The following is a 23,393-nucleotide window of genomic DNA, read 5'->3' as shown; positions in this document are numbered from 1 at the left end:
CAGGAGCCAGCGGCAGCGGATTGCGCTATGCTCGCCAGCTGGGGCGCGCTGCCGGGGAAACGGCGATGGTTGAACGGCGGATCGACGACGCGGGATTCGAGCAGGAGGTCGTTCAGCGCCTCGGGCTGATGCCCAACCTGTTTCGGCCCACGCCGTCAGCGCCGGACGCGGCCCGGCAGCTGTGGCAATTCGCCAAAAGCTCCTATCTCGACGTGGCCTTGCCGCCGCTGTTCAAGGAACGTCTTGCCGTCCACTTGTCGCGTCTCGGCCGCACGCCCTACTGCCTGGCGCGCCACTTCGGCTTTCTGGTCGGCCTCGGTCATCCCGGCGGCGACCGAACGTGCCGCCCCGAAACGATTGGGCGCGCGCGGCAGCTCCTCACGCTGCCATTCGCGGACTCTGTCGGCGTCACGGCCGCGCTGGAGCGGCTCGAGGCGGTCCGCGAGCCCTGCGACATTCCCGCGCCGTCCAGTGCGGCAGAGGCCGACCTGCTCGCGGCGGCCGTCGCGCTGTTCACGCAAGCCGAGGCCTCCGACCGGGCGCAGCGCGCCCTGCGCACTGCGTTCGGCGACCGGCAAGTCGAACTGCTCACCGCCTTCCTGACCTATTTGCGGATGGCGCAGTTCTGGGCCGATGCCCATCCGGAACTGGCGATCGATGCCGACGTTGCCGCGCTCATGCGATCCGATCCGGACCTCGCCGCTGATCTGTCCAGCAGCGCCGGGCGAGATGCGCCGCCGCCTCAGGCGCCTGCTGCCGACGCCGGCGTATCCAGCGCGCACCGGCTGCGACGGCTGCTGGAAATCGACTCGGTCGGCGTGCTGTTCTTCGACCATGCCGAGGGCACGCTGATCGACGCCAACGACGGCTTCCTCGCGATGACCGGCTATTCGCGCGAGGAGGTGCGCAGCGGCCAATTGACATGGCAGAGCCTGACTCCGCCGGAATGGGTCGAAAGCTCCACGTCGCAGATCGCCAATCTGCAGCGCACCGGCCGCATCGGTCCTTACGAAAAGGAGTACTTCCACAAGAACGGCGAGCGATCCTGGATGATGTTTGCCGGACGCGACATCGGCGACGGCACGCTGGTCGAGCTTGCCATGAACATCGACGATCGCAAGCGCACCGAGGCCGCGCTGCGTGACAGCGAGGCGCGCTTCCGCCAGTTCGGCGAAGCGTCGTCCGATGTGGTGTGGATCCGCGATGCCGCGACGATGCAGTGGGAATATCTCAGCCCCTCCTTCGAGACGATCTACGGCGTGAAGCGGGCAGCGGTGCTGCAGGGCGACCACGTTGCGCGATGGACGGAATTGATGCTGCCGGAGCACCGGCCACGCGCCATCGAGAGCCTCGAGCGCGCCCGGCAGGGCGAACGCGACAGTTTCGATTTCCGTATCGCGCGCCAGCCCGACGGCGGCGTGCGCTGGCTTCGCATCCGTTGTTTCCCCATGGTCGACGACACCGGACGGGTGCAACGGATCGGCGGCATCACCCAGGACATCACCGCGCTCGTGTCGGCCGCCGAGCACCAGAAGTTTCTGCTCGCCGAACTGCAGCACCGGGTGCGCAACATGCTGGGGGTGATCCGCTCGATCATCCGGCGCACCGGCGAAGGCAGCGACAACGTCGAGGATTTCGCCAGTCATCTCGAGGGCCGGATTGCTGCGCTGTCCCGCATCCAGACCGCAGTCACGCGCGATCCGCTCGCCGGATTCGATCTCGCCGAACTGATTGCCGACGAGTTGCGCGCCGGCGCTGCGCGCGAGGAGCAGAACTTTTCGTTGTCGGGCCCGAGCTTGCGAATCAAGGCGAAGGCCGCCGAGAATATCGGCCTCGCTATGCACGAACTCGTGACTAACGCCCTGAAATTCGGCGCGCTGACGGTACCCCGCGGCTTCATCAGGATCGACTGGCGGATCGAAGACGACGATGAGAATGGCTGGCTCGTTCTCGACTGGCGCGAAAGCGGACTGTCCGCCGATCCGATCGCTCCGCAACGCCACGGCTTCGGCACGGTGCTGCTCGAGCAGATACTGCCCTATGACATCGGTGCTGTTGTCACCAGGCGATTCGATCCGAAAGGCCTGCGTTGCGAGATTCGGCTGCCGACAAACGACATTCTCAAGTCGTGATGCAAATCGCGGAGACCATTCCGAGCCACGCGCGGCGGTAACAATGGCCGGGCGCCCCGCCCGCCGGGAACCGCCATCAGCATAGCCTTCGTCGTTCATTGGGAGTAAACTACTCCAGGTCGCGCGGGTGTCATGTCTTCGCCTTGGTTTGGGCGGATATGGCGCAAGCGGGTGAACAGGCCGCAAGCGGTGTCGTGCAGCGAGGTCGACGTTGCGTAGCGCGCGGTCCGCGACTGACTTGGATCTTGGCCATGCCATCTTCCGGGGCTTGGCTCGAGCCGAGCGTGGTGTGAAGCGTGATACCGTGCATACGCAAGTGCGTGAGCATGAGGGACAACCGGTTTCAGGGTCGGCGCTGATGCGCGATGCGAGGTTGCTCGCGTCGTGACGCAAGACCCGCCGAGCGCCGCCGTCGGCGCGGGCGACAACGGAGGACGGAGCGTCAATGCTTGCAACGACGACCACGAACGACGGGAATGCGCAGCCGCATGCGACGATCGATCCCGATATCGTACTCGCGGCCCGAGCTGATCGCGTGAGCGTGGATCCCGACCGTCGGCCGGCCGCGCGCGCTGCCGAGGTTCAGCCGCCGCGGCTGGACCCCGAGTTCAGATCCGCCGCAGCCGAGCTAGCCCCTTCCGGGGAACGCCGAGGCATCGGAACCTGGGTCGTTCGCACCATCCTGGTCGTGCTGTTTGGCGTCTGCAGCGCCGTGGCCGCGGCCGCCTGGCAGAGCTATGGCGACCAGGCGCAGGAGATGATCGCGCACTGGATGCCGCGCATCTCGCTGGTCTCCAGCGCAGACCGCGACACGTCTGCGACCCCCGCCGCGCCGGCGTCGCAAGAGGCCACTCCCGCCGCCGTCGCAGCGGCGCCGACGCAGGACGCAGGCCCCAGTGCGACGGCCTCGGTGGCCTCGCCGGAGCAGGTTCAGATGCTGCAATCCATGACGCATGACCTGGCCGCGCTGAGCCAGCAGATCAGCGATCTCAAAGCCAGCATCGCGCAGCTGAAGGCCGGCCAGGACCAGATGGCCCGCGAGATGGCACGTGTGGCGGAAGCCAAGCCTGCCGAGCGGACTGCGGATACGCGGTCGTTCGACCCGCGGGCCATCGAGCAGACCTTGCGCCCGCGGCCGGCACCGCGCCCGGTCACGGCCGCCGTCGCGCCGCCGCCGGGGGCCGCCGTTGTGCCGCATCGTCCCCGGCCGAGCCCGCCCGCGACCTCCGGCGCGGTTCCGCCGCCTCCTGCCCCGATGTCGCTGCAATCGGCGCCGGCGTCACAGGCGGCCGTGGATCCCGATCAGCCGGTGGTGCGGCCTCCCATGCCGGTGCGCTGAGCAACAGCTCGAGAGCTGCGTCGCTGCGGTCCGCGGCGACGTCGTCTTGCTTGTGGTGGCTGCACGTTCCGAGCTAAGGAACCGCCTCCGAGGTGCCTGCGAGCCGTCCACATGCGGTTCAATCAGCCGGCTCACGCACCAACAGATCTTGGCGAGGGATTCATGAGCCTGACCGATCCGACCAGCCTGTCGACGTCCCAGCTTGCCGACCGCATCGCGATCCTGCGCGACAACATCCGCCAGATCACCGAGCAGGCGGCCTCGCAGTCCGGCGCCGCCGACGAGGAGCGCAATGCCGATCGCCTGGCCCAGCAGAGCGACGAGCTGGAGGTGCTGCTCCAGGAGCAGGAGCGCCGCCTCGGCAAATAGCCACGAGGATCGGCATTCGACCCGCATCAGGTCGCTTTTTGCGCTGCGCTCAGAGTTGCGGGCGCCGCGCCCAGGAGCTAGCCTCCCTGCAAAGAAACGGGAGGATGCCAGGGTTATGCGAAACGGTCTGCGTTACACTTTGACCATTGCAGCATTGCTAGCGGGTGCGGCTTCGGCCAGCGCCGAGCCGCGGCACATCTACACGACCATGGTGCTCGAGGCGTTCGCGACCAAGGTCGAATGTCAGGGCATCGACGTCGCCTATCAGGATCTGGTCCAGAAGGCCCAGGACATGCACTTGCCGGACGGAACCACTGAAAAAGTCCGCAACGCCATCGCCTATATGCACACCGGCGGGAAGATGGGTCAGAAGCAGGACGATGCCCTGATGGCCGAGGTCGCCATTGCGACGCAGGCCATCGACATGGATCAGCGCCGCCTGGGCATGTCGAACTGGTGCGAGGAGCACAAGAAGACGCTGGCCGGCTTCATTCGTCCCAAGGGCTGATGGCCTCGAGCTGATGGGAGCGGCGGCCGCGCAGGCGCGGTCGCCGGCGGGAAGGAACGCGAACCGCCGCTGCCGCTTGGGCTGCAGCCATCGCGCCTGCAAGGCCATCGCCGGAGCCCGCCATGCATATCGAGACCGCCTTCCTGTTCGACCTCGACGGCACGCTGGTCGACAGCGTCTATCAGCATGTGCTGGCGTGGAAGTCGGCCCTCGATGCCGAGGGCATCGAGCTCTCGGTCTGGCGCATCCACCGCAAGATCGGGATGAGCGGCGGCCTGTTCACCAACCAGCTGCTGCGTGAGACCGGCGTCGCGATCGAGCCGGACCGGATCGAGCGGCTCAGGCGGGCGCACGCGGCGGCGTATCAGGGGCTCGGACAACAGGTGCGCCCCCTGCCCGGCGCGCGCGAGCTGCTCGGCTTCCTGACCGATGCCGGCATCCCCTGGGCGATCGCGACCAGCGGACGCATGGAGACGGCGGCGGTCAATCTGCAGGCGCTGGGCGTCGATCCCAGGCAGAGCCCGGTCGTCACCCGCGACGAGGTCCGCTATGCCAAGCCGGATCCCGACCTGTTCCTCGCTGCCGCCGCTCGCCTCGACGTGCCGATCGAGCGCTGCATCGTGGTCGGCGACAGCATCTGGGACATGCTGGCCGCCACACGCTGTCGCGCGCTCGGCGTCGGCCTGCTGAGCGGCGGCTATGGCTCGGAGGAGCTGCGCCAGTCCGGCGCCATTCGCGTCTACGAGGATCCCGCCGATCTGCTCGGCCACATCGATGAAGTCGGCGGCCGGCGCTAGCTGATCAGGTCTGCGGGCCTGACAGCGAGATATCGCGCTCGGCGCGAAAGACATTGGCGTAGAGATTGGCGATCCACTGTCGCCCCGTCGAGGTCATGTTGAGATAGCGGATCTCGGTCTGGATGTGCGGCGCGACGCTGTTCCAATAGAACTGCGGATAGCGATGGACGATGTCGGCCGGCGACTCGTAGCCGAGCTGGCGATTCATGCCGACCTCCTCGAACTCGTGGTACAGCGCATTCGCCTTGCGGATGTAGTTGGGATCGCCGAGCTGTCCGATCAGATCCGCGGCGCGCACGATCGACTGCTCCTCATCGAACTGCTGGCCGGCGAGCGGTGGAAACCGCGTACCCTCGATGGCGCGGGCGATGCGGTTCTTGTCGAGCGGCGTCATGCCCTCGATGCGGTCGATGACGTACAGCTTCGAACGGTCGACGTGATAGGCCATCAGGCTCGCATCCGAGGAGCCGCGCGGCAGGGTGATCTTCCGCCCTTCGCGATCGATGACGAAGCCGTCCGCGTTGTCCTCGCGAAACAGGCCGCGCACGTAGCCGATGTCGTGCAGCAGGCAGGCCATGATGACATGCACGTAGTCGTCCGCCGTCATGTGGCTGTGGAGCGCGCGGCCGCGCAGGATTTCGTGCCCCGCCAGCGTCACCAGCAGCGTATGCTCGACGTTGTGATACAGCGCATCGCTGTTGCCGATACATTCGAGCGCAACGCGCGCCGCCGCCGGGAGGATCTCCGACAATTGGGCTTGGGATGATCCGAAACGACGGCGCATGTAGGAGCTGAGAAACTGCTCCAACGCCGCTGCCGCGAGCTCCGGTAAGGTCATCATCGCCGCTGCCCCGCCTCAGCCGGCCCATGGCGACTTTTTCGGTCACGCCGTATGGTTCACTCAGCCGCTGTGGCGGTTCAGCATAGCCCAGGTTGCAGAAGCGGGCCATACCCGGATCTCGCCTTCCGGGAAACTGCGGCCCGTTGCGCGCTGCACAGCTAACGACCGCGCACCGGCAGCGGTGGACGCGGCGGCCGTTCGGCGCGGCTGATAGACCGTGCGGTCCTGGCGGGCCGGCCGCCGGCCGGCGTATCGACCGACTGCAGGTAGGTGCTCAGCGCCGAGGCCGAGTCCGAGCTGCTCGTATAATGCTGCTGCAGGAAGAGATAGAGCGTCAGCCGGAAGCGGCCCTTGGCGAGACCGCGCGGGGAGCGATGGCAGCTCGCGCAGCTGTCGGCGAACAGGCGCGGGGCCGGCTTGCCCGCGTCAAGATTTTCCGCGCTCGCGCCGTTGATGGCCATCAGCACGAGCGCCGCCGCAGCGGCCAGCCGCATGACGACCGGCTCAGGCCACATCGGCCTGCGGGCTTTCCACGGCCTGCACGCCGAGCGCGTCGAGATCGACCAGCGCCGGATCATCCGGCATCGGCTCGCTCTGCTGCTGGCCGCTGCCATGAACATGCATTAGCGTCTGCACGCGGCGCGCGTTCAGATAATCGACGTGCTGATGCGCAAGCGCCGGCGGCAGCAGCGACTTGGGCAGAGCCGTCATGGTGTAGGCGGCGACCCGCTTCACGGCTTCGCCCTCGCGCCAAGTCAGAGGATTGAGCGTGTAGATCATCTGCCGGTCGGTTTCCGGCGCGGGCAGCGGCTTGGCATCGGGCGGCGCCAGCAGCGCGATGTTGATGTTGCCCGCCCTGGTGCGCGAGGCCGAAGCGCGCAATTCCCAGCAGATCAGCTCGGCAGCGGACAGCACCTCGCGCCTGATGTCGTCGACATCGCCGGCAAAGCGGCTGGCTTCGCTCAGCACGGCCCGGCCGCGCGTCACCGCGTCGACCAGGGCCGCCGCGCCGATCTCGAATCGCGGCACCGCCTGCTCGATGGCTGCGGCGACCGCCTCGATCTCGTTGGCCGCGCGATCGCGGTCGCGCTGGGCCACGGATTCCGACAAGGCGCGCTCGGCGAGGATGATCTGCTCGTCGCATTCGGCCATCGCGGCGCGCAGCGCCTTGGCCTTGAGCTCGACCGACTGCATCTTGGCCTCGGCGCGATCGAGCTGGCCGTTGCTCGCACTCGCCTTGGCGAGCCGATCGGCGGCAGCCCGTTTCTCCTCCAGCGCCTGCTCGGCGATACGCAGCCGCTCCGAGAGCTTCTGCCGCGCGGACTGCTTGTCCTTCAGCGCACGCTCGAAGATCTCGACCGGGCTGAGCTCACGCTTGAAAAAGACCATGGCGACAATCCTTGGACAATCGTTGGGCGAACAGCGCGCCGACGCCGTGGCCGCCGCGGCGAATCAAGGGCCGAATCATGTTGTCGGATTCATGCGGGGAAATTGGGTCGGAAACCAGGATGAGTTGCGAGCAGCAGGCCTCCGTGGCTCCAGGAGGCCGTCTGGGCGTCCCAAGCCCGCTGTTCCATGCTCGACCGATGGGAGCCCGCTTCAGCTCTGATGCGGCCCGCGCATCATCTTCATGGCCTCGGCGATGTGGCGCCATTCACGCGCCTCCTCCGCGTCGCCGTTGTGCTCGCAGGACACGGCCTTCTGCGCGGCCTGCGCGATCGCTGCGGCTCCGTGCATCTCGAGCATCTGCCTGGCGATCGCATGAACCTGGATCTCTGATATCATGCGCGGTGCTCCTATCGCACTGGAATTCGCCGTTAACCACGGCGCCCCGCGAGGAGTTCCATAACGAAGCTGTTGTGTGACTCCGGTCACTGCAGGAGCGGTTCCAAAAGGCAACACTGCGCCCGTAATTTACCCTACGTGCTCAATCGTAATTTCGCGCCCCGTGCCGCGCTGTTACTTGTGGACCAGATTCGACAGGGGTTGGCTGAGGAGTGAGACATGACGCAGGTCTTCTTTCATTGCTCCAACGACGATGAGATCCTGATCGACCGGCGTGGAACCGCAGTCGTCGATCTTGCTGAGGCCCGCGCCCATGCGGCTCGCGTGGTCAACGCGTTGATCTCGGCCGAGACCGAAGAGGACTGGCGCGACTGGGTGCTTCACGTCGCCGATGATCTCGACGAGGAACTCTTCGCGATGCCGTTCTCGTCCATTCTCGGCCGCATGCATTGAGATCGAGGGATCGGATGTTCGTCTCTGGTACCCGCCGTCTGATTGCGCTGCGCGAGCGTTGGAGAAGCTTCTTCGCACTCGTCAGCGATCCGTATCGCCCTGAGCGCTACTACATGCGTGGCCCCGGACCGAAATGGCGGGCCAAATACGAAGCGCGGCGCGTGACGCAGAGCTAGCCGGCCGCGGGCGCCCCCGCCGAAGCGCTCGAAGCGCATCCCAATCGATCGGTCCCGCCGCATTCTCTCGCCACATTTGTCCGGCATTTCGGCGGTGGTGAGACGGAGGGGACATCGCATGACCAGAATGCTGACCACAACGGCGCTTGCGCTCACAATCATGGCGGCGGCCGTGACGGCATCGCCTGCGCGGGCCGATGAGCATCGCGGCGGCGACGCGGCGCTGGGCGCGCTGTCGGGCGCAGTGGTGTTCGGGCCGGTCGGAGCCGTGGCGGGTGCCGTAGTCGGCTATACGGCCGGTCCGTCGATCGCGCGGTCCTGGGGCTTCCGCCGCTCGCACGCGGCGCGTTCGCAGCAGGTCCGGCGGCCGGTCAGAGACAGCCAGGCGGCGATGACCGATGCCCCGCCGCCGCAGACCATGCCGCGCAGCGCGCCGCCGCGGACCGCCGCGGCGACGCCGCCAGCGCCGCGCGGCCCGGTCGCCCCGCCGGTGCAGACGCTCGAATAACCGAGGGCCGGCCGCAGCGGCGCAGCAGCGCGATCGACATCACGCGCTCCGCAGCCCGCACCATTGCGCGACGAACATCGCGATCGAGAGCGTGGTCTTGCGCACGCTGTCGAGATCGACCCGCTCGTCGAAGGCATGCGGACCGATGCCATACGGCCCGTAGCAGAGCGCCGGAATGCCATAATCGACCGTGTAGTAGCGCGTGTCGTTGACGGCGGTGGACAGCCGAACCTCGAGCGGCTTGTCGAACACGCGGGCATGGACGTCCGCCAGTGCGGCCTCCGCGGCGCTGCCCGGCTCGCACACGGCGGGATCAGCCTGGAAGCCGCTCCACACCAGCTCGACCGGATTCTCCGACAGGAAGCTGTCTTCGGCCTGCGCCTTGGCAAGACACTGCTCGATTGCGGCCATGGCCTGGGCCGGCGTTTCGCCGGGCAACACGCCGAGCCGGCAATCGAGATCGCACCAGGCGGGCGTCGAGCTCGCCCAGTCGCCGCCCTTGATGATGCCGACGTTGAACTTGATGGGATTCTTGACCGCGGCGAACCACGCGTTCGATTTGGCCCGCGCATTGATCTCGGTCGTATGGTCCTGGAACGCGCGGATCAGGTGCATGGCCGACAGAATCGCGTTGCTGCCGGTTTCGGCATAGGCGACGTGCACCGGCGTGCCGCGCACGCGCAGGCGGAACCAGATGGCGCCGACCTGGGCACGCGTCAGCGTGTGCCCGGTCGGCTCCGGGATCAGGCAGGCATCCGCCGTGTAGCCGCGCATCAGGGTCGCGAGCGCGCCATTGCCAGTGCTCTCCTCCTCCGTCACCGTTTCCAGATGAATGCGCCCGTCCGGCACGAATCCGGCCGCCTTGATCGCATCGATCGCGAAGATCATCGCGGAGACCCCGGCCTTCATGTCCTGCGCGCCGCGGCCGATCATCCAGCCGTCGCGCACGACGGCCTCATAGGGCGCATCGTTCCAGAGATCGGTCGGTCCCTCCGGCACGACATCGATATGCCCCTGCAGGATCAGGCTGCGGCCCCTGCCCTCGCCATCGAGCGTCGCCACCACCTGCCTGGAGCCGTCGAGCGCGATCGCGTCCATCGGCGCCGCCTTCGGGTGCCGCATCAGGTCGACGTCCGCCAGGCTGAAGCGGTCGACCTTGTAGCCGCGCGTTTCGAACTCACCGGCCAGCCAATCCTGCACCGGCGCCTCCTCGCCGCGCAGGCTGCGGAACTGCACGAGCTGCCGCAGGAAGGCGACCTGCTTGGCGAAATTGGCATCGATGGCCGCGGCGAGCCGCTCCATCACGTCGTTCGGCACCGCCGCCGCAGTTTCGGTCACGCTAACCCTCCAGCCTTCTTCGCACCCTCGTGCCGCGCACTAGGAATTGGAATGGCGCTCGCGGCAGCGCCACACGATAGCAGAATGCGGCCATTCTCATGCGCCCAGCGGGTGGAACCGGGACGGGCCGCCCAAATGTTTCCACAATTCGGATTTGAAAAGACGGGGCTTCGAGCAGGAGAACCCCAACATGCGGATCACCCCGGTGATCTTCGTCGGTTCGCTGGCTGCCCTCGTCGCGGCGACGGCAGCGCCCGCACTGGCGAAGAATTCCCAACTCCCCAAACCCGACGATCAGACCACCGAGTCCAGCCCATGCCGCGCCTATCAGCAAGCCGCTGACGGGACCTGGAAGGAACTGCCGTGCCAGGCTGAAGGCCAAGCCGCGAGCGCACCGCGCCGCCAGCAATCGATGACCAATACGCCGGGCAGCACGGCGCGGTAGAGGCGCAGCCGGGACGGAGGGCGTGACGCGCTCCGTACCCTGCTCTACTCGATCTCAATAGGGCGGCGCCTTGCGCGCGCGCTGCTCGCGCCCCGCTTCGACCCACCACAACAGATCATCGGCAAAACGCGGAAACGCGTGCGCGAGCGCCTTGCCGGCGTCGCCGGTCGGCTCGCCCTCGGCCGACAGCGCCTGGCCGATCGGCCCGACCGCGAGCGTGCTCGACACCACGACCATGCCCATCTCCGACAGCGTGCCATGCCAGGCGGTGGCGGCGCGTGCCCCCGACAGCCGGCCGGCCGAGTAGCTCGCGATCGCTGCCGGGCGCCAGAACCATTCCTCGAGGAAGTGGTCGGTGAGGTTCTTCAAGCCGGGCTGCATGCCCCAATTGTATTCGCCGGTCACGAACACGAAGCCGTCGGCGCCGCGGATCTTGGCCGCAAGTTCGGACATGGCGGCGGGCGCCTCGCCCGGCCTGTACTCCTTGTACATGCGGTCGAGCATCGGCAGGCCGATCGCCTTGGCGTCAATCAGCTCGACGTCGTGGCCCTTGCCGCGAAACCCGTCGACGACGAATTGCGCAAGCCGGATGCCCATGCGGTCGGCGCGATAGGAGCCGTAGAGGACGAGGATGCGAAAGCTCATGGCGGGTCAACTCCTGGCCGGGTGCGTCCCGCCAGTTCTACCACGCCAGGATTGTCGTCGAGGGCGTCGAAGTGACGCCGCGGACCGGTCTGGTTGCCGATCAGCGGCGGGTCGCTGTCAGGGGGAGCTGGATACGGAAAACGTCTAGCGCGTCACCGTGGCCGATGCGGAGCGCTCGGACGGCCGGCCGAACACGCTGCGGCAGCCGTCGCTGAGGCTGGCGCGCTGCTTCATCATGCAGGCGGTGATACGGCCGCGATCGGGAATCTCCGACGAGCACAGCCGGAACACATCGCCCATGCACAGCCGCCGCTGGTCGTCCTCGGTAAAGGCGTAGCCTGCGCGCGGGGCGGCGACCATCGCCAGAGCCAGCCCCGCCATCGCCACATTCAAGTTCCGCATCCTGAACAGTTTAGTTCGCATCGACGTCCCCAATTCGCCCGCTGTTTGTCTTGTTCACCCGCTGCTTGCGCTGCTGTCGCGAAGCAGTTGCCGCCGCAGAATCAAATGATGACACGTCGCTGCGCGCCTTCAACAAGCGCTCTCTTCCCTGCACCACTATTTTGCGTGCTGTTGCATCTTCGACTCTGTGCGCTGCCGCAGAAGCCGAGAGGCGCCGCCAAATTGTCATTAGGCGAACGCAATCCCGCCCAGCCGCGCTCACACTCTCGCGGCGTAGTGACGGCGCATCGGGGGCTGTCGTCCCGAGCCGAGGTGGGAGCTGGTCATGGCGTACACGATGATCGCGGAGCGGGATCATCATAAGATCCGCAAGCAGCGCGAAAGCGCGCTCATCGTGCTCGCGAACGCTCAGGTCATGGAGGCCGAGGGCTGGACAGTCGTGATCACCGATGAGGACGGCAACACCCTGCCGCTCGTCGAGTTCGAAGCCAGCCTGTCGGAGAAGTTCTCGTCCTGGTACCGGGCGAAGCGGCGGCCCGTGGTGCCGACCACCATCCTCGTACCGAACCTGTTCGAAGCTTCGGCAACAGATGACGCGGCGCCGGAAGCCGTCGTGGCCGCCGAGCTCGCAGCCGAGCAGGCGGACACGCCGGTTGCCGAGGTCCAGCAGATCGCCGAGGACGATTTCGAAACCGCCGAGACCGCCAACGCCGTCCCGGCCGAGAGCGCCAAGCGCGATGAGACCGCGCTCGACGTCGACGAATTGGCCGACTAACGCTGCGGCCGCACCGCAGCATCGATCAGCATCAGCTTGCGACACTCATCGTACGCTTGAGAGCGGGCGGAGCGATCTGAGACCGTCGCGTCCTTTTCGCCTGCTCGGGTTGACGACAACACAGCAAGTGCAGCATGCGCATCGAGCACGTCGCGCCGTGAGCGCGCGCAGACGCTTGCTTGCCCGCAGCGGGAATCTGTGACGAGGCTCCGCCGTTTGCCCGGTGGTGGTGGCGTCCGCCCCCGTCGTCACCGTCGCGCACATCGCAATTGTCCCCAATGCGTTCGGCACGATCGAGATCGCGATCGGCGACGCGGTGGTGCGAGTCGTCAGCCAAGCCGAGGCCGAGGCGCTCGTCGCGGTTCTGCGCGCGGTACGGAGGGCCTCAGGATGACAGCTGAACCGGACTCCACGTCCTGGTGGCGACACGCCCGGTGGACTTCCGCAAGCAGACCGACGGCCTCGCAGCCATTGTGCAGGTCGCGCCCGGGGGGACGAAGCAGCTGGAGGATGCGCAGTTCCGCCGGCCGCCGATCGCAGACGGGATGATCGAGCTGTCGGCAGCGCAATGCGCCGCGCTGCTCGGAGGCGACCAGTAGTCACGCGTGCAGTACCGTGACGGCGTTCGACTGCTTGTCACGTAGTTGAATTGGGTTCCTGATGGGTTGTTTGTGGCGAGGTCCTGAGTAATTCGCTATACTTCGCTCAACAACGGGGGAGACGCATCCAATGAAGGAAGCTTTCCTGGCTTTTGTTATCGAGATCGCCATTCTCTGCGCGGCAGCGTCGCCATCATTGGCAGACGATCTTCCGCCTTTGAACTCGCATTGGCGCGAAACGCAACGCGGAGCGTGTTTCACGATCGTCCAAATCTCGGATCAACTTCCTGGACCCTCGGGTTGTGTCCAAATTTCCGGTCTGACGAAGGAGCGAGATCTGATGATCGGATACGCTTGTACGCAAGGATCAGAAATTAGCTTTTTTTCTGGGCTGCAGACCGATAATTCAATCAAGCCGAATCTTCTCATCGGCCGGTATTCCTCGGATTCCATTGCGCTTCAATATTGCGTTCGAATTAGTAACGAATGGCCTCCTGAGTATAGTTGCCGGACGGAAATGACATTTGCACGAGCGAATAGTTGTCAGCGCTAGTTGGAACAGGAGGAGAGTTCACGGACAGGCCCCTTCTCTTTGGGTAAGCCGTGCTTCCTCGACGAACTGATGCCCTGGGCCCACGCCGCCAAACGCGAATAGCGCTCGGTCAATATAGGGCGGAGAGACCACTCGCCACGAAACCGAAATGCCGATGCGCGCTGAAACGATTTTCTCTTGAAAGATCAAGCTGATTTGGCCTGTCCAGTCCCGCCGCGAAAAATATTCTTCTTTTCAGAATTGCCGTTTCGTGCTTTCCTACATGCCATCTCCTGCTCGCAAGAGGGGCGTATCGCGATCGTCACGGACGTGGAGCGGGAGGAGCGGTGAACGCGATGGCAGCGCAGCGCATCTTGCGCCGACGAACGCTGCCGTCGCGTACGGTCAAGTCGCGTGGTCCTGGCATCCCGACGCTGATGCCCCCGCGGCGGCGTGCTGAGAAGCACGTCGTCGTGCACGGTGACCAGAACGCCCGGCGCACCGGGGAGCGCGCGAAGCAGCCGTTAAGATCATCGCGCGGGGAATGCCGGTTGCCCGGCTGAACCTGTGGTGACTGCCGCCTGCTTTTTTTCTGCAGGCGGGCCATGGGTTGCAGCCAGCAGCCCGGCATTCCCCGCGCCCTCTGTTTGGGAGGGCAAGACGGACGAACACCTCGGGCGCACCAGCGCAGCGAGAACGCGAGACCATGCGTGGCCCAGTGCTTCGACACACTCGCCGTCATTCCCGGGCGCGCGTCGGCGCGAGCCCGGATACGCCGCAGCAGAACTCGTGAAACGAGATGGAGCTACCGTAGTGCCTCATCACATGGGCCTGTGGTTATGGATTCCGGGCTCGCGCTGGCGCGCGCCCCGGAATGACGGGTGGCGAGAGGGCGCCCCACTCCCCACTGTCGTGCTCCGCGCAGGCGGGGGCATCCAGTACGCCGCGGCCTCTCAGTCAACCACGGCCGCCTCGGCGTACCGGATCGCCCGGTCAAGCCGGGCGATGACACCGATTGAAAGGCAAGCGGATGGTCGACACGAGCCTGAGGCCGATTGTTGGGCGTCACCGTCCCAGACAAGCTCACAACAGCTTCGCACTCACGAACAGCGTCCGTACCGCGTTGGTGGCCTGCACCGTCATGATGGCGTTGTCGGCCGCACCCTGCAGCGCGGTCATGGCCTCGTCGTGCAGCGACTTGAACTCCATCCATTCGACGGCGTTGAGGCTGGTGAGGAACTGATGGGCTTGTCCGACCGTCGAAATCAAGAACGGCTTGCCGTTCACTTTGATGTTGAAGGTGGTACGCAGACGCGTTTCCGAGTTTGCGGGATCGTTCATGAAGACCTTCCGGAAGATGCGGCTGAGGTCACCGCCGCGGCCACGCGCAGCTCCGGCAACTCTTCGTCACTCGGTCTTCTGCGCGGTCCGCGTCGGGGTGCCAGCCTCGAGCCCGACGACGACGACGAGTCGGTTGAACTCGCCGTCATCATACGCCTTCAGGAAGCGATCGTAATTCTTGATCGACACGCAGCCGTTCGAATCACCCTCGGGACCCAACATATACGGGTGGGTCAGCAATCCGCTGCGGCCGAGGGTCGTTCCGTCCACCACGTTCATGCGCAGCGCGCGGACGCCGTGAAACGGCTTTTCGCGCGGCTTGAGATCGTAGGTGGCGGGCGGCGTTGCGCCCACCATGCGCTGATTGACGTGCTCCGGGTCGTCACGCAGGCTGCCCATGCCGGAATGGGCCTCGAGCCCGATGCCGGACGGCAGATAGACCATCTTGGCCTTGATGTCGTACACCGCGGTCCTCTCGTAACCGAGCGCACCAAGGTCGATGCCGGAGCGCACGACGCCGCTGTCCGGGCCGAGCGAGGCGAACTTCGTCGGGCTCGGCAGCAGGTCGGAGAGCTTCTGCAGGATCGAGCGGTCGTCGACGCGCCCGATGGCTTCCGTCGCGCTCGCCGAGACCAGGTTGGTCGGCAGGTTGGCCACCGCCGGTCGCGGCCGCGGCAGGGGCACGCCGGGTGCGGGCAGCGCAGCGGCGCTGCCTTCCGTAAGTGTCGGCCGCCAATCGCTGCTGGCGAGGTCGCGCCCGCCGGCGTCGCGCGACGACTCCATGCCCTTCACCAGCGCAGCGCGGGCGTCGAGCAGCTGGCGGTCGATACCACGCATGGCGAAGCGGTCGAGCGCGCGGACGGCGTCTTTTTCCGAATAGGCAGATGCGGACGCGGAGGCTGGCGCAAAGCGGGTCTCGAAAGACATGGACGGCGGCGGATTGGCGGCCGGCAGGGCCGCCGTCGTCAGTGGCGTCGACGGATCGCCGTCAATGCCGACCCAGGCGGCCACACCCGCGGCCACCGCGAGCGCAGCAAGCACGACCGCGATCGCTTCGGAGTGTCCGAAACGTCCGCGCAACAACAGCACCTCAACGCTTGCTTCACTGGAAGCCATCACGTCCCCGATATACCCCCTCTTCGGGACACTCACGGAAGTGCCCGACCCCAAGGGGTACGATTCGACCCGTCATGACATAGGATGGCAAGACTGCGGCATAATCTAGACAAACACCAGCCCCGGGTTGCTCCGGCATTGTCGACAATGCGGCCGGGCAGCGATCCCGCCGACCGGCCAAAATCCAGAATTCTTGTTTCGATTCAAAGAATTGGAGCAATCGATGAATGCGACGCCTGATGATCTCGGCCGATTTGTCGACGCACAGGATTCAATTTATTCCCGCGTGATCGCCGAACTTGCGGCCGGCGCCAAGCAAAGCCACTGGATGTGGTTCGTCTTTCCCCAGGTCGAAGGGCTGGGCAACTCCACCATGGCCCGCCGCTACGCGATCACGTCGCTCGCCCAAGCCGCAGCCTACCTCGCCCATCCACTGCTCGGCGCCCGCCTGCGCGAATGCACCGGTCTGGTGCTTGCCGTAACCGGCAAGTCGCTGCGCGACATCCTCGGCTCGCCCGACGACGTCAAGTTTCGCTCCTGCATGACGCTGTTCGATGCGGTCAGCCCGAACGACATCTTTGCCCAGGCGCTCGCGCGCTATTGCGACGACGCCCGGGATCCGGCGACGCTGACCTTTCTGCAGCGCGGCAACTGATGAGCACGCGGCTACCGGTGACGCATCATTCGAAGCACACGACGATCGATGTGCCCTGCTACAGGGCCGGATTTCGGGTGATAGCCGCAAGACGAAACTTGATCGCGCCAAGATTTGCGGCTCCCATCCGCCGCGTTGTTTGTCCCAAGGAGACACGCTCATGAAGAAGTTTTTCCTGATTGCCACGCTTGCGACCTTCGCCGCCGGCTCCGCCTTCGCTCAAGACAGCTGCGAGACCAAGGCCGTCGGCAAGGACGGCAAGCCATTGGCCGGCGCGGCCAAGACCTCGTTCATGAAGAAGTGCATGGCCGACACTTGCGAAACCAAGGCAGTCGGTTCCGACGGCAAGAAGCTCGCTGGCGCGGCCAAGAACAGCTTCATGAAGAAGTGCGAGGCCGGCGGCTGATACGCGCAGATCACAGCGGCGCCCCGCCCGGTGGCGGGGCAGACGCGTGATCCGCGAGTTCCATGAGGAAGGAGCGTACCGCAGGCATTGTTGACATGGTATGTTGTCAGCCGACCTTCACATCGAGTTGCACATGCCCCGTCCGTTTCACGTCTGCCCCTGTCCTCCGCGACCGACGTTCCGCGAGGCCGTTGCCGCGTGAGCTCCACCGAGATCAACGCGCTCCGGCAGCGGCTGCAGGAGCTCGAAAGCCAGAATGCCCGCCTCGAGGCGCTGTTTGCCGCCGATGCCGGGCGACGGGCCCGCGCCGAGACCGCGCTCGCCGAAAGCGAAGAGCGTTACCGGACGCTGTTCAACTCGATCGATGAAGGCTTCTGCATCATCGAGTTCTTCGACGGGCCGCACGGCCCGCTGAGCGACTACGTCCACGTCGAGGCCAATCCGGCCTACGCGCTGCACGCCGGCATTCCGAACGTGGTCGGACAGAAGGTGCGGGAGATGGTGCCGGACGAAGCCGGCGGCTGGGTCGAGCTCTATGGTGCCGTTTTGCGCACCGGCGAGCCGATCCGTTTCGAGCGCGAGCTCGTCGCGACCGGCCGCTACCTCGAGCTGGCCGCCTTCCGGGTCGAACCGGTGAGCCGCCGGCAGGTCGCGGTGCTGTTTCAGGACATCACCGCGCGCAAGCGCGCCGAGGCCGCGCTGCAGGAGATCAACGACACGCTCGAAGCGCGCGTCGTCGCCGCGCTGGCCGAGCGCAAGCTGCTCGCCGACATCGTCGAAGGCACCGACGCCTTCGTCCAGGTGGTCGACATGCAGTTCCGCCTGATCGCCATCAACGGCGCCGCCGTGCAGGAATTCGCACGCATCTTCGGCCTCCACCCCAAGGTCGGCGATCATCTGGTCGAGCTGTTCGAAAGCCTTCCGCAGCAACAGGCCGCGGTTCGTGCAGTGTGGGCGCGCGCCTTGGCCGGCGAGGAGTTCGTAGAGGTCGGCGAATTCGGCGATAGCGGCCGCGACCGTCGCTTCTACGAGTTGCGCTTCTCGGCGTTGCGCGACGCCAACGGCGAGCAGATCGGCGCCTATCAGTTCGCCTATGACGTCACCGAGAGGCTGCGCGAGCAGACCCGCCTGCTCGAGGCCGAGGAGGCGCTGCGTCAGTCGCAGAAGATGGAAGCGGTCGGACAGCTGACCGGCGGCATCGCGCACGACTTCAACAACCTGCTCACCGGCATCATGGGCTCGCTCGAGATGCTGCAGACCCGGCTGCGCCAGGGCCGCTTTTCGGAAGTCGACCGCTACGTCGCCGCCGCCCAGGGCGCCTCGAAACGCGCGGCTGCGCTGACGCACCGCCTGCTCGCCTTCTCGCGGCGGCAGACGCTCGATCCCAAGCCGACCGACGTCAACCGGCTGGTGATGGGCATGGAAGAGCTGGTCCGCCGCACCGTCGGCCCGCAGATCACGCTGGAGGTGGTAACGGCCGCAGGACTGTGGCCCGCGCTGGTCGATTCCTCGCAGCTCGAAAGCGCGTTGCTCAACCTCTGCATCAATGCCCGCGACGCGATGCCCGGCGGTGGCCGGATCACCATCGAGACGGCCAACAAATGGCTGGACGACCGCTCCGGCCTCGAGCGCGACCTGCCCCCGGGCCAGTACATTTCGCTGTGCGTCACCGACACCGGCACCGGCATGACGCCCGACGTGATCGAGCACGCCTTCGATCCGTTCTTCACCACCAAGCCGATCGGCCAGGGCACCGGCCTCGGCCTGTCGATGGTCTATGGCTTCGTCCGGCAGTCCGGCGGCCAGGTGAGGATCTATTCCGAGCTCGGTGAGGGCACCACGATGTGCCTCTACTTCCCGCGCCACCATGTCGGCGAGGCTGACATCGCCGATCCCACGCGGCAGCGTGCCGCGATGTCGGCGCGGACGGGGCTGACCGTTCTGGTCGTGGACGACGAGCCGACCGTGCGGATGCTCGTCATCGAGGTGCTCGACGAGCGCGGCTATGCTGTGATCGAGGCCAAGGACGGTCCCACCGGCCTCGCCACCCTGCAGTCGCACGCGCAGATCGATCTGCTGATCACCGATGTCGGCCTGCCCGGCGGCATGAACGGCCGGCAGCTCGCCGATGCGGCGCGCGCGACGCGGCCCGACCTCAAGGTGCTGTTCATCACCGGCTATGCCGAGAACGCCATCCTCGGCAGCGGCCATCTCGCGCCGGGCATGCAGGTGCTGACGAAGCCGTTCGACGTGGAGGCGCTGGCCGGCCGTGTCGCCGAGATGGTGGAGAGCTGAGCGCGTACCCTCGCCGTTGGATCAGCTGCGCAGGCCGGGCGCCTCGTGGCCGCTGCGGGCGACGTATTCGGTGTAGCCGCCGCCATATTGATGCAGCCCGTCGGGCGTGAGCTCCAGCACGCGGTTGGAGAGCGCAGCGAGGAAATGGCGATCATGCGAGACGAACAGCATGGTGCCCTCGAAGCTCGCGAGCGCCGCGATCAGCATCTCCTTGGTCGCCATGTCCAGATGGTTGGTCGGCTCGTCCAGCACCAGGAAGTTCGGCGGATCATAGAGCATCTTGGCCATCACCAGCCGCGCCTTCTCGCCGCCCGACAGCACCCGGCAGCGCTTCTCGACATCGTCGCCGGAGAAGCCGAAGCAGCCGGCCAGCGCACGCAGGGAGCCCTGCCCGGCCTGCGGAAAGGAATGTTCCAGCGACTCGAACACCGTGTCCTCGCCATCGAGCAGGTCCATCGCATGCTGCGCGAAATAGCCCATCTTGACGCTGCCGCCGATCGTCACCGATCCGTCATCGGGCTCTGCGGTGCCGGTGACGAGCTTCAGCAGGGTCGACTTGCCGGCGCCGTTGACGCCCATCACGCACCAGCGCTCGCGGCGCCGGATCATGAAATCGAGCCCCTCATAGATGCGCCGGCTGCCATAGCTCTTCGACACCTTCTTCAGCGCCACCACGTCCTCGCCCGAACGCGGCGCCGGCAGGAAGTCGAAGGCGACGGTCTGGCGGCGCTTCGGCGGCTCGACGCGTTCGATCTTGTCGAGCTTCTTGACCCGGCTCTGCACCTGCGCCGCATGCGACGCGCGCGCCTTGAAGCGCTCGATGAACTTGATCTCCTTGGCAAGCATCGCCTGCTGGCGCTCGTATTGCGCCTGCTGCTGCTTCTCGTTCAGCGCCCGCTGCTGCTCGTAGAAATCGTAGTCGCCCGAATAGGTCGTCAGCTGGCCGGCGTCGATCTCGATGACCTTGTTGATGATGCGGTTGATGAACTCGCGGTCGTGCGAGGTCATCAGCAGGGCGCCCTCGTAGCCTTTGAGAAAATGCTCGAGCCAGATCAGGCTTTCGAGGTCGAGATGGTTCGACGGCTCGTCGAGCAGCATCACGTCGGGACGCATCAGGAGAATGCGCGCCAGTGCGACGCGCATCTTCCAGCCGCCGGACAACCGGCCGACGTCCTGTTCCATCATCTCTTCGGAGAAGCCGAGGCCGGCCAGCGCCTCACGGGCGCGGCTGTCGAGCGCGTAGCCGTCGAGCTCCTCGAACCGGGCCAGCACCTCGCCATAGCGCGTGATGATCTCGTCCATCTCGTCGGCGCGATCGGGATCGGCCATCGCCGCCTCGAGCTCCTTGAGCTCAGCGGCGACCGACGACACCGGCCCCGCCCCGTCCATCACCTCGGCCACGGCGCTGCGGCCGGACATCTCGCCGACGTCCTGGTTGAAGTAGCCGATCGAGACCCCGCGATCGATCGAGACCTGGCCTTCGTCCGGCTGCTCGCGGCCGGAGATCATCCGGAACAGCGTTGTCTTGCCGGCCCCGTTCGGGCCGACCAGCCCGATCTTCTCGCCGCGCTGCAGAGCGGCGGAGGCTTCGATGAACAGAATCTGGTGGCCGACTTGCTTGCTGACGTTGTCGAGGCGGATCATGAGAACTCAGGCGGTGAACGGGTTGCCGCCGCTCTTAGTCGATGCGCGCCGCCGGTGGAAGGCGCAATTTGCACCGCACAACCCACGCCTCCCGAACCGGCCCGGTCAGCGGCCCTGTGGCCGGAAATCCTGGTTGCCGAACGGCTTTTCGGTCGGGATGCGGATTGCGACGTAGCCACGATCCATCGTCGCATGGCAGGCATTGCAACCCGACGTCAGCTCGGTGACCGCCGCCGCGAACCGTTTGCCGTCCTTGGCGGTAATCGCGTCGGAGATCGACTGAATCGGCTGCCCCAGCGTGGTGACGTTGGTCACCGGCAGGCCTGCATAGAAGCTCGCGGCGTCCGAGAGGCTCTGCTTCAGCTGCGCCAGCTCGTAGGCGGCGAGATCCCAGTTCTTGGCCTGGCCGGCAAACCACAGCTTGGCGTGCCGGACCTGGACGAGATTCATGATGTCGCCCAGCCGCGGCAGATATTGGTCCGCGTTGGACGGCACCGGCGCGACGGCGAGCGAGAGCGCCGTGCCAGCGAGCATCGCTCCAACCACCCATCTCCGATTCTTCATTCGACACTCCGCTTGCCAGATCCGCGTCTCCGCCGTCGAGGAGACGCATACCGCTGCCGCCGGAGGCCGGTCTTGCGATCGATCAAGACGGATTTGGAGAGGGAGCCGCCGCGAAGCGAAGTCTCGAAACGAATGATCCGCCGAAGCGGCTGCTCCGGCGGATCATCAGGTCAGCCCCCTGCCCGGGGTATCGTGTTCGGCGTCTTAGGCTGCGGCTTTCGCGCCGGTCGGAACCACGGCGATCGTCTTCAGGACCTGAGACGCGATCTGGTAGGGGTCGCCCTGGGAGTTCGGACGGCGGTCTTCCAGATAGCCCTTGTAGCCATTATTGGCGAAGGAGTGCGGCACGCGGATCGACGCACCGCGATCGGCAATGCCCCAGCTGAAGGTGTCGATCGAAGCAGTCTCGTGCTTGCCGGTCAGACGCATGTGGTTGTCCGGACCATAGACCGCGATGTGATCGGCGCGCGCTTCCTTGAACGCGTCCATCAGCTTCTCGAAGTACTCCTTGCCGCCGACTTCGCGCATGTGCTTGGTCGAGAAGTTGCAGTGCATGCCCGAGCCGTTCCAGTCGGTGTCGCCGAGCGGCTTGCAGTGGAACTCGATGTCGATGCCGTACTTCTCGGTCAGGCGCAGCATGAGATAGCGGGCCATCCACATCTGGTCGGCCGCGGTACGCGAACCCTTGCCGAACACCTGGAATTCCCACTGGCCCTTGGCCACCTCGGCATTGATGCCTTCGTGGTTGATGCCGGCCGCAAGGCAGAGGTCGAGGTGCTCTTCGACGATCTTGCGGGCGACGTCGCCGACGTTCTTGAAGCCGACGCCGGTGTAGTACGGGCCCTGCGGAGCCGGATAGCCGTACTCGGGGAAGCCGAGCGGACGACCGTCCTTGTAGAAGAAGTACTCCTGCTCGAAGCCGAACCACGCGTCCGGATCGTCGAGGATGGTGGCGCGGGCGTTCGACGGATGCGGGGTCTTGCCGTCCGGCATCATGACTTCGCACATCACCAGCGCGCCGTTGGTACGGCCAGCGTCGGGATACACGGCGACCGGCTTCAGCACGCAGTCGGAGCTATGGCCTTCGGCCTGCATCGTCGACGAGCCGTCGAAGCCCCAAAGAGGCAGCTGTTCCAGGGTCGGAAAAGAGGAAAATTCCTTGATCTGTGTCTTGCCGCGCAAATTCGGCACCGGCTTGTAGCCGTCGAGCCAGATGTACTCGAGCTTGTATTTCGTCATTGAGCCTCTCTATCTTATCGAAAGGTGGGAGCCCAGCAATCGAAGGCGCCCCGCTTACCCGGCCACGATCGGCCAGCGCACTCTTAAGCATGGAACGTGCCAAAATCCGCGGCGTCCCGTCGCACCGGCAGATCGACGCGCCGGACCGATCCCGGTTGTTTTTCTCCCGCACTGGGTGCGGCAAAGCAACGCGGCCACCCTTTCACGAAAGTCTGATCGTCCATGAAGTTGTGCGAATACGCGCTTGATTTCGCGCCATTTGCGGCGCTGCGCAAAGCCTGGCGAACAAGGCCGAGGCAGTTCCCGGACATTTTCGAAAAGTCTCACGCGGCCTTTCCGCAACCTTTGGTCTAGCCCAAGCATTAGTCACGGGTACGCTGCTTCGCTGAAAGCAATCAGCCGACTGCCTCAGAAATGCGCAGATTGTGATTTGCTTTTGATCATGTTGCATTCCTTGGGGCACGGCCGATATCGGGATTCGGTAACCAC

27 protein-coding genes are annotated in these 23,393 nt (G+C 65.8%); 15 read left to right on the top strand and 12 right to left on the bottom strand.

Going from position 1 to position 23,393, the window contains the following annotated elements; all coding sequences use genetic code 11:
• Window positions 1–65: 65 nt before the first annotated feature.
• The 5 genes from ACQR07_RS01930 (at window position 66) to ACQR07_RS01910 (ending at window position 5,145) form a co-directional block, all read left to right on the top strand.
• Window positions 66–2,132 carry a sensor histidine kinase gene (locus ACQR07_RS01930; protein ID WP_434900681.1) on the top strand — a complete coding sequence of 689 codons (2,067 nt, stop codon included), beginning with the start codon at window positions 66–68 and terminating at the stop codon, window positions 2,130–2,132.
• A 445-nt stretch (window positions 2,133–2,577) separates the two neighbouring features.
• Window positions 2,578–3,471: a hypothetical protein gene (locus tag ACQR07_RS01925; RefSeq protein WP_434900680.1), complete on the top strand. Its 894-nt coding sequence runs from the start codon at window positions 2,578–2,580 to the stop codon at window positions 3,469–3,471.
• 162 nt (window positions 3,472–3,633) lie between these two features.
• Window positions 3,634–3,840: a hypothetical protein gene (locus tag ACQR07_RS01920; protein ID WP_434867089.1), complete on the top strand. Its 207-nt coding sequence runs from the start codon at window positions 3,634–3,636 to the stop codon at window positions 3,838–3,840.
• 115 nt (window positions 3,841–3,955) lie between these two features.
• Window positions 3,956–4,348 (top strand): hypothetical protein, encoded by a 393-nt coding sequence (locus ACQR07_RS01915; RefSeq protein ID WP_434900679.1) that lies wholly within the window; start codon window positions 3,956–3,958, stop codon window positions 4,346–4,348.
• Window positions 4,349–4,470: 122 nt separating this feature from the next.
• Entirely contained in the window at window positions 4,471–5,145 is a 675-nt protein-coding gene (locus ACQR07_RS01910) for an HAD family hydrolase (protein WP_434900678.1), read from the top strand.
• 4 nt (window positions 5,146–5,149) lie between these two features.
• Here the strand turns inward: ACQR07_RS01910 and ACQR07_RS01905 are convergent, their stop codons facing one another.
• The 4 genes from ACQR07_RS01905 to ACQR07_RS01890 all read right to left on the bottom strand — a co-directional run bounded on the left by ACQR07_RS01905 (window position 5,150) and on the right by ACQR07_RS01890 (window position 7,771).
• Window positions 5,150–5,986, bottom strand: a complete 837-nt coding sequence (locus ACQR07_RS01905) for an HD domain-containing protein (protein WP_434900677.1) — start codon at window positions 5,984–5,986, stop codon at window positions 5,150–5,152.
• 158 nt (window positions 5,987–6,144) lie between these two features.
• Window positions 6,145–6,480 carry a cytochrome C gene (locus ACQR07_RS01900; protein WP_434901040.1) on the bottom strand — a complete coding sequence of 112 codons (336 nt, stop codon included), beginning with the start codon at window positions 6,478–6,480 and terminating at the stop codon, window positions 6,145–6,147.
• Between the two features lie 10 nt (window positions 6,481–6,490).
• Window positions 6,491–7,375, bottom strand: coding sequence for a hypothetical protein (locus ACQR07_RS01895; RefSeq protein WP_434900676.1), 885 nt, complete (start codon window positions 7,373–7,375; stop codon window positions 6,491–6,493).
• Window positions 7,376–7,585: 210 nt separating this feature from the next.
• Entirely contained in the window at window positions 7,586–7,771 is a 186-nt protein-coding gene (locus tag ACQR07_RS01890; RefSeq protein WP_434900675.1) for a hypothetical protein, read from the bottom strand.
• A gap of 219 nt (window positions 7,772–7,990) precedes the next feature.
• Between ACQR07_RS01890 and ACQR07_RS01885 the strand changes: the two genes are divergently transcribed.
• From ACQR07_RS01885 to ACQR07_RS01875, 3 genes are all read left to right on the top strand, one after another.
• The gene (locus tag ACQR07_RS01885; protein WP_434867083.1) at window positions 7,991–8,224 is read left to right on the top strand and encodes a DUF6894 family protein; all 234 of its coding nucleotides are present in this window, start codon (window positions 7,991–7,993) and stop codon (window positions 8,222–8,224) included.
• 14 nt (window positions 8,225–8,238) lie between these two features.
• Entirely contained in the window at window positions 8,239–8,400 is a 162-nt protein-coding gene (locus tag ACQR07_RS01880) for a hypothetical protein (RefSeq protein ID WP_434867082.1), read from the top strand.
• A gap of 118 nt (window positions 8,401–8,518) precedes the next feature.
• Complete coding sequence (locus tag ACQR07_RS01875) at window positions 8,519–8,908, top strand: hypothetical protein (protein WP_434900674.1); 390 nt, start codon at window positions 8,519–8,521, stop codon at window positions 8,906–8,908.
• A gap of 39 nt (window positions 8,909–8,947) precedes the next feature.
• On the opposite strand, the gene ACQR07_RS01870 is transcribed toward ACQR07_RS01875, so the two are convergent.
• Complete coding sequence (locus ACQR07_RS01870) at window positions 8,948–10,246, bottom strand: ArgE/DapE family deacylase (RefSeq protein WP_434900673.1); 1,299 nt, start codon at window positions 10,244–10,246, stop codon at window positions 8,948–8,950.
• A 190-nt stretch (window positions 10,247–10,436) separates the two neighbouring features.
• Here ACQR07_RS01870 and ACQR07_RS01865 point away from each other — a divergent pair, with 190 nt between their 5' ends.
• Window positions 10,437–10,691 carry a hypothetical protein gene (locus tag ACQR07_RS01865; protein WP_434900672.1) on the top strand — a complete coding sequence of 85 codons (255 nt, stop codon included), beginning with the start codon at window positions 10,437–10,439 and terminating at the stop codon, window positions 10,689–10,691.
• Window positions 10,692–10,745: 54 nt separating this feature from the next.
• Here ACQR07_RS01865 and ACQR07_RS01860 read toward each other — a convergent pair whose 3' ends face one another.
• A complete protein-coding gene (locus ACQR07_RS01860; RefSeq protein WP_434900671.1) occupies window positions 10,746–11,336 on the bottom strand; it encodes an NADPH-dependent FMN reductase in 591 nt (196 codons plus the stop codon).
• A 144-nt stretch (window positions 11,337–11,480) separates the two neighbouring features.
• The gene (locus ACQR07_RS01855; protein WP_434900670.1) at window positions 11,481–11,717 is read right to left on the bottom strand and encodes a hypothetical protein; all 237 of its coding nucleotides are present in this window, start codon (window positions 11,715–11,717) and stop codon (window positions 11,481–11,483) included.
• Window positions 11,718–12,063: 346 nt separating this feature from the next.
• On the opposite strand from ACQR07_RS01855, the gene ACQR07_RS01850 reads away from it, so the two are divergent.
• The 3 genes from ACQR07_RS01850 to ACQR07_RS01840 all read left to right on the top strand — a co-directional run bounded on the left by ACQR07_RS01850 (window position 12,064) and on the right by ACQR07_RS01840 (window position 13,112).
• Entirely contained in the window at window positions 12,064–12,513 is a 450-nt protein-coding gene (locus ACQR07_RS01850; RefSeq protein ID WP_434900669.1) for a hypothetical protein, read from the top strand.
• Between the two features lie 223 nt (window positions 12,514–12,736).
• Window positions 12,737–12,907, top strand: a complete 171-nt coding sequence (locus tag ACQR07_RS01845) for a hypothetical protein (protein WP_434900668.1) — start codon at window positions 12,737–12,739, stop codon at window positions 12,905–12,907.
• 25 nt (window positions 12,908–12,932) lie between these two features.
• The gene (locus ACQR07_RS01840) at window positions 12,933–13,112 is read left to right on the top strand and encodes a hypothetical protein (RefSeq protein ID WP_434900667.1); all 180 of its coding nucleotides are present in this window, start codon (window positions 12,933–12,935) and stop codon (window positions 13,110–13,112) included.
• Window positions 13,113–14,727: 1,615 nt separating this feature from the next.
• On the opposite strand, the gene ACQR07_RS01835 is transcribed toward ACQR07_RS01840, so the two are convergent.
• Both ACQR07_RS01835 and ACQR07_RS01830 read right to left on the bottom strand, forming a co-directional pair.
• Window positions 14,728–14,985 carry a hypothetical protein gene (locus tag ACQR07_RS01835; RefSeq protein WP_434900666.1) on the bottom strand — a complete coding sequence of 86 codons (258 nt, stop codon included), beginning with the start codon at window positions 14,983–14,985 and terminating at the stop codon, window positions 14,728–14,730.
• 66 nt (window positions 14,986–15,051) lie between these two features.
• The gene (locus ACQR07_RS01830) at window positions 15,052–16,101 is read right to left on the bottom strand and encodes a DUF2778 domain-containing protein (RefSeq protein WP_434900665.1); all 1,050 of its coding nucleotides are present in this window, start codon (window positions 16,099–16,101) and stop codon (window positions 15,052–15,054) included.
• 223 nt (window positions 16,102–16,324) lie between these two features.
• Between ACQR07_RS01830 and ACQR07_RS01825 the strand changes: the two genes are divergently transcribed.
• The 3 genes from ACQR07_RS01825 (at window position 16,325) to ACQR07_RS01815 (ending at window position 19,457) form a co-directional block, all read left to right on the top strand.
• A complete protein-coding gene (locus ACQR07_RS01825) occupies window positions 16,325–16,756 on the top strand; it encodes a DUF1810 domain-containing protein (RefSeq protein ID WP_434900664.1) in 432 nt (143 codons plus the stop codon).
• Between the two features lie 160 nt (window positions 16,757–16,916).
• Window positions 16,917–17,162 (top strand): hypothetical protein, encoded by a 246-nt coding sequence (locus tag ACQR07_RS01820; RefSeq protein ID WP_434900663.1) that lies wholly within the window; start codon window positions 16,917–16,919, stop codon window positions 17,160–17,162.
• Window positions 17,163–17,360: 198 nt separating this feature from the next.
• The gene (locus ACQR07_RS01815) at window positions 17,361–19,457 is read left to right on the top strand and encodes a PAS domain-containing protein (protein ID WP_434900662.1); all 2,097 of its coding nucleotides are present in this window, start codon (window positions 17,361–17,363) and stop codon (window positions 19,455–19,457) included.
• A 21-nt stretch (window positions 19,458–19,478) separates the two neighbouring features.
• Here the strand turns inward: ACQR07_RS01815 and ACQR07_RS01810 are convergent, their stop codons facing one another.
• The 3 genes from ACQR07_RS01810 to ACQR07_RS01800 form a co-directional block, all read right to left on the bottom strand.
• Window positions 19,479–21,101, bottom strand: coding sequence for an ABC-F family ATP-binding cassette domain-containing protein (locus tag ACQR07_RS01810; RefSeq protein ID WP_434900661.1), 1,623 nt, complete (start codon window positions 21,099–21,101; stop codon window positions 19,479–19,481).
• 105 nt (window positions 21,102–21,206) lie between these two features.
• Window positions 21,207–21,665 carry a hypothetical protein gene (locus ACQR07_RS01805; RefSeq protein ID WP_434900660.1) on the bottom strand — a complete coding sequence of 153 codons (459 nt, stop codon included), beginning with the start codon at window positions 21,663–21,665 and terminating at the stop codon, window positions 21,207–21,209.
• A 204-nt stretch (window positions 21,666–21,869) separates the two neighbouring features.
• Window positions 21,870–22,904, bottom strand: coding sequence for a glutamine synthetase beta-grasp domain-containing protein (locus ACQR07_RS01800; protein WP_434867059.1), 1,035 nt, complete (start codon window positions 22,902–22,904; stop codon window positions 21,870–21,872).
• Window positions 22,905–23,393 lie beyond the last annotated feature (489 nt).

Source organism: Bradyrhizobium sp. HKCCYLS20291 (assembly GCF_051167715.1).
In the GTDB taxonomy this organism is placed as follows: Bacteria; Pseudomonadota; Alphaproteobacteria; order Rhizobiales; family Xanthobacteraceae; genus Bradyrhizobium.
This window is presented reverse-complemented; position numbering and strand designations above follow the sequence as displayed.

Coding starts and splice junctions, on each gene's coding strand:
- ACQR07_RS01925 (WP_434900680.1), top strand. CDS start 2,578: ATGCTTGCAACGACGACCACGAACGACGGGAATGCGCAGCCGCATGCG.
- ACQR07_RS01825 (WP_434900664.1), top strand. CDS start 16,325: ATGAATGCGACGCCTGATGATCTCGGCCGATTTGTCGACGCACAGGAT.
- ACQR07_RS01860 (WP_434900671.1), bottom strand. CDS start 11,336: ATGAGCTTTCGCATCCTCGTCCTCTACGGCTCCTATCGCGCCGACCGC.
- ACQR07_RS01830 (WP_434900665.1), bottom strand. CDS start 16,101: ATGGCTTCCAGTGAAGCAAGCGTTGAGGTGCTGTTGTTGCGCGGACGT.
- ACQR07_RS01835 (WP_434900666.1), bottom strand. CDS start 14,985: ATGAACGATCCCGCAAACTCGGAAACGCGTCTGCGTACCACCTTCAAC.
- ACQR07_RS01850 (WP_434900669.1), top strand. CDS start 12,064: ATGGCGTACACGATGATCGCGGAGCGGGATCATCATAAGATCCGCAAG.
- ACQR07_RS01930 (WP_434900681.1), top strand. CDS start 66: ATGGTTGAACGGCGGATCGACGACGCGGGATTCGAGCAGGAGGTCGTT.
- ACQR07_RS01875 (WP_434900674.1), top strand. CDS start 8,519: ATGACCAGAATGCTGACCACAACGGCGCTTGCGCTCACAATCATGGCG.
- ACQR07_RS01890 (WP_434900675.1), bottom strand. CDS start 7,771: ATGATATCAGAGATCCAGGTTCATGCGATCGCCAGGCAGATGCTCGAG.
- ACQR07_RS01865 (WP_434900672.1), top strand. CDS start 10,437: ATGCGGATCACCCCGGTGATCTTCGTCGGTTCGCTGGCTGCCCTCGTC.
- ACQR07_RS01880 (WP_434867082.1), top strand. CDS start 8,239: ATGTTCGTCTCTGGTACCCGCCGTCTGATTGCGCTGCGCGAGCGTTGG.
- ACQR07_RS01855 (WP_434900670.1), bottom strand. CDS start 11,717: ATGGCGGGGCTGGCTCTGGCGATGGTCGCCGCCCCGCGCGCAGGCTAC.
- ACQR07_RS01810 (WP_434900661.1), bottom strand. CDS start 21,101: ATGATCCGCCTCGACAACGTCAGCAAGCAAGTCGGCCACCAGATTCTG.
- ACQR07_RS01920 (WP_434867089.1), top strand. CDS start 3,634: ATGAGCCTGACCGATCCGACCAGCCTGTCGACGTCCCAGCTTGCCGAC.
- ACQR07_RS01910 (WP_434900678.1), top strand. CDS start 4,471: ATGCATATCGAGACCGCCTTCCTGTTCGACCTCGACGGCACGCTGGTC.
- ACQR07_RS01895 (WP_434900676.1), bottom strand. CDS start 7,375: ATGGTCTTTTTCAAGCGTGAGCTCAGCCCGGTCGAGATCTTCGAGCGT.
- ACQR07_RS01885 (WP_434867083.1), top strand. CDS start 7,991: ATGACGCAGGTCTTCTTTCATTGCTCCAACGACGATGAGATCCTGATC.
- ACQR07_RS01800 (WP_434867059.1), bottom strand. CDS start 22,904: ATGACGAAATACAAGCTCGAGTACATCTGGCTCGACGGCTACAAGCCG.
- ACQR07_RS01905 (WP_434900677.1), bottom strand. CDS start 5,986: ATGATGACCTTACCGGAGCTCGCGGCAGCGGCGTTGGAGCAGTTTCTC.
- ACQR07_RS01805 (WP_434900660.1), bottom strand. CDS start 21,665: ATGAAGAATCGGAGATGGGTGGTTGGAGCGATGCTCGCTGGCACGGCG.
- ACQR07_RS01820 (WP_434900663.1), top strand. CDS start 16,917: ATGAAGAAGTTTTTCCTGATTGCCACGCTTGCGACCTTCGCCGCCGGC.
- ACQR07_RS01900 (WP_434901040.1), bottom strand. CDS start 6,480: ATGCGGCTGGCCGCTGCGGCGGCGCTCGTGCTGATGGCCATCAACGGC.
- ACQR07_RS01915 (WP_434900679.1), top strand. CDS start 3,956: ATGCGAAACGGTCTGCGTTACACTTTGACCATTGCAGCATTGCTAGCG.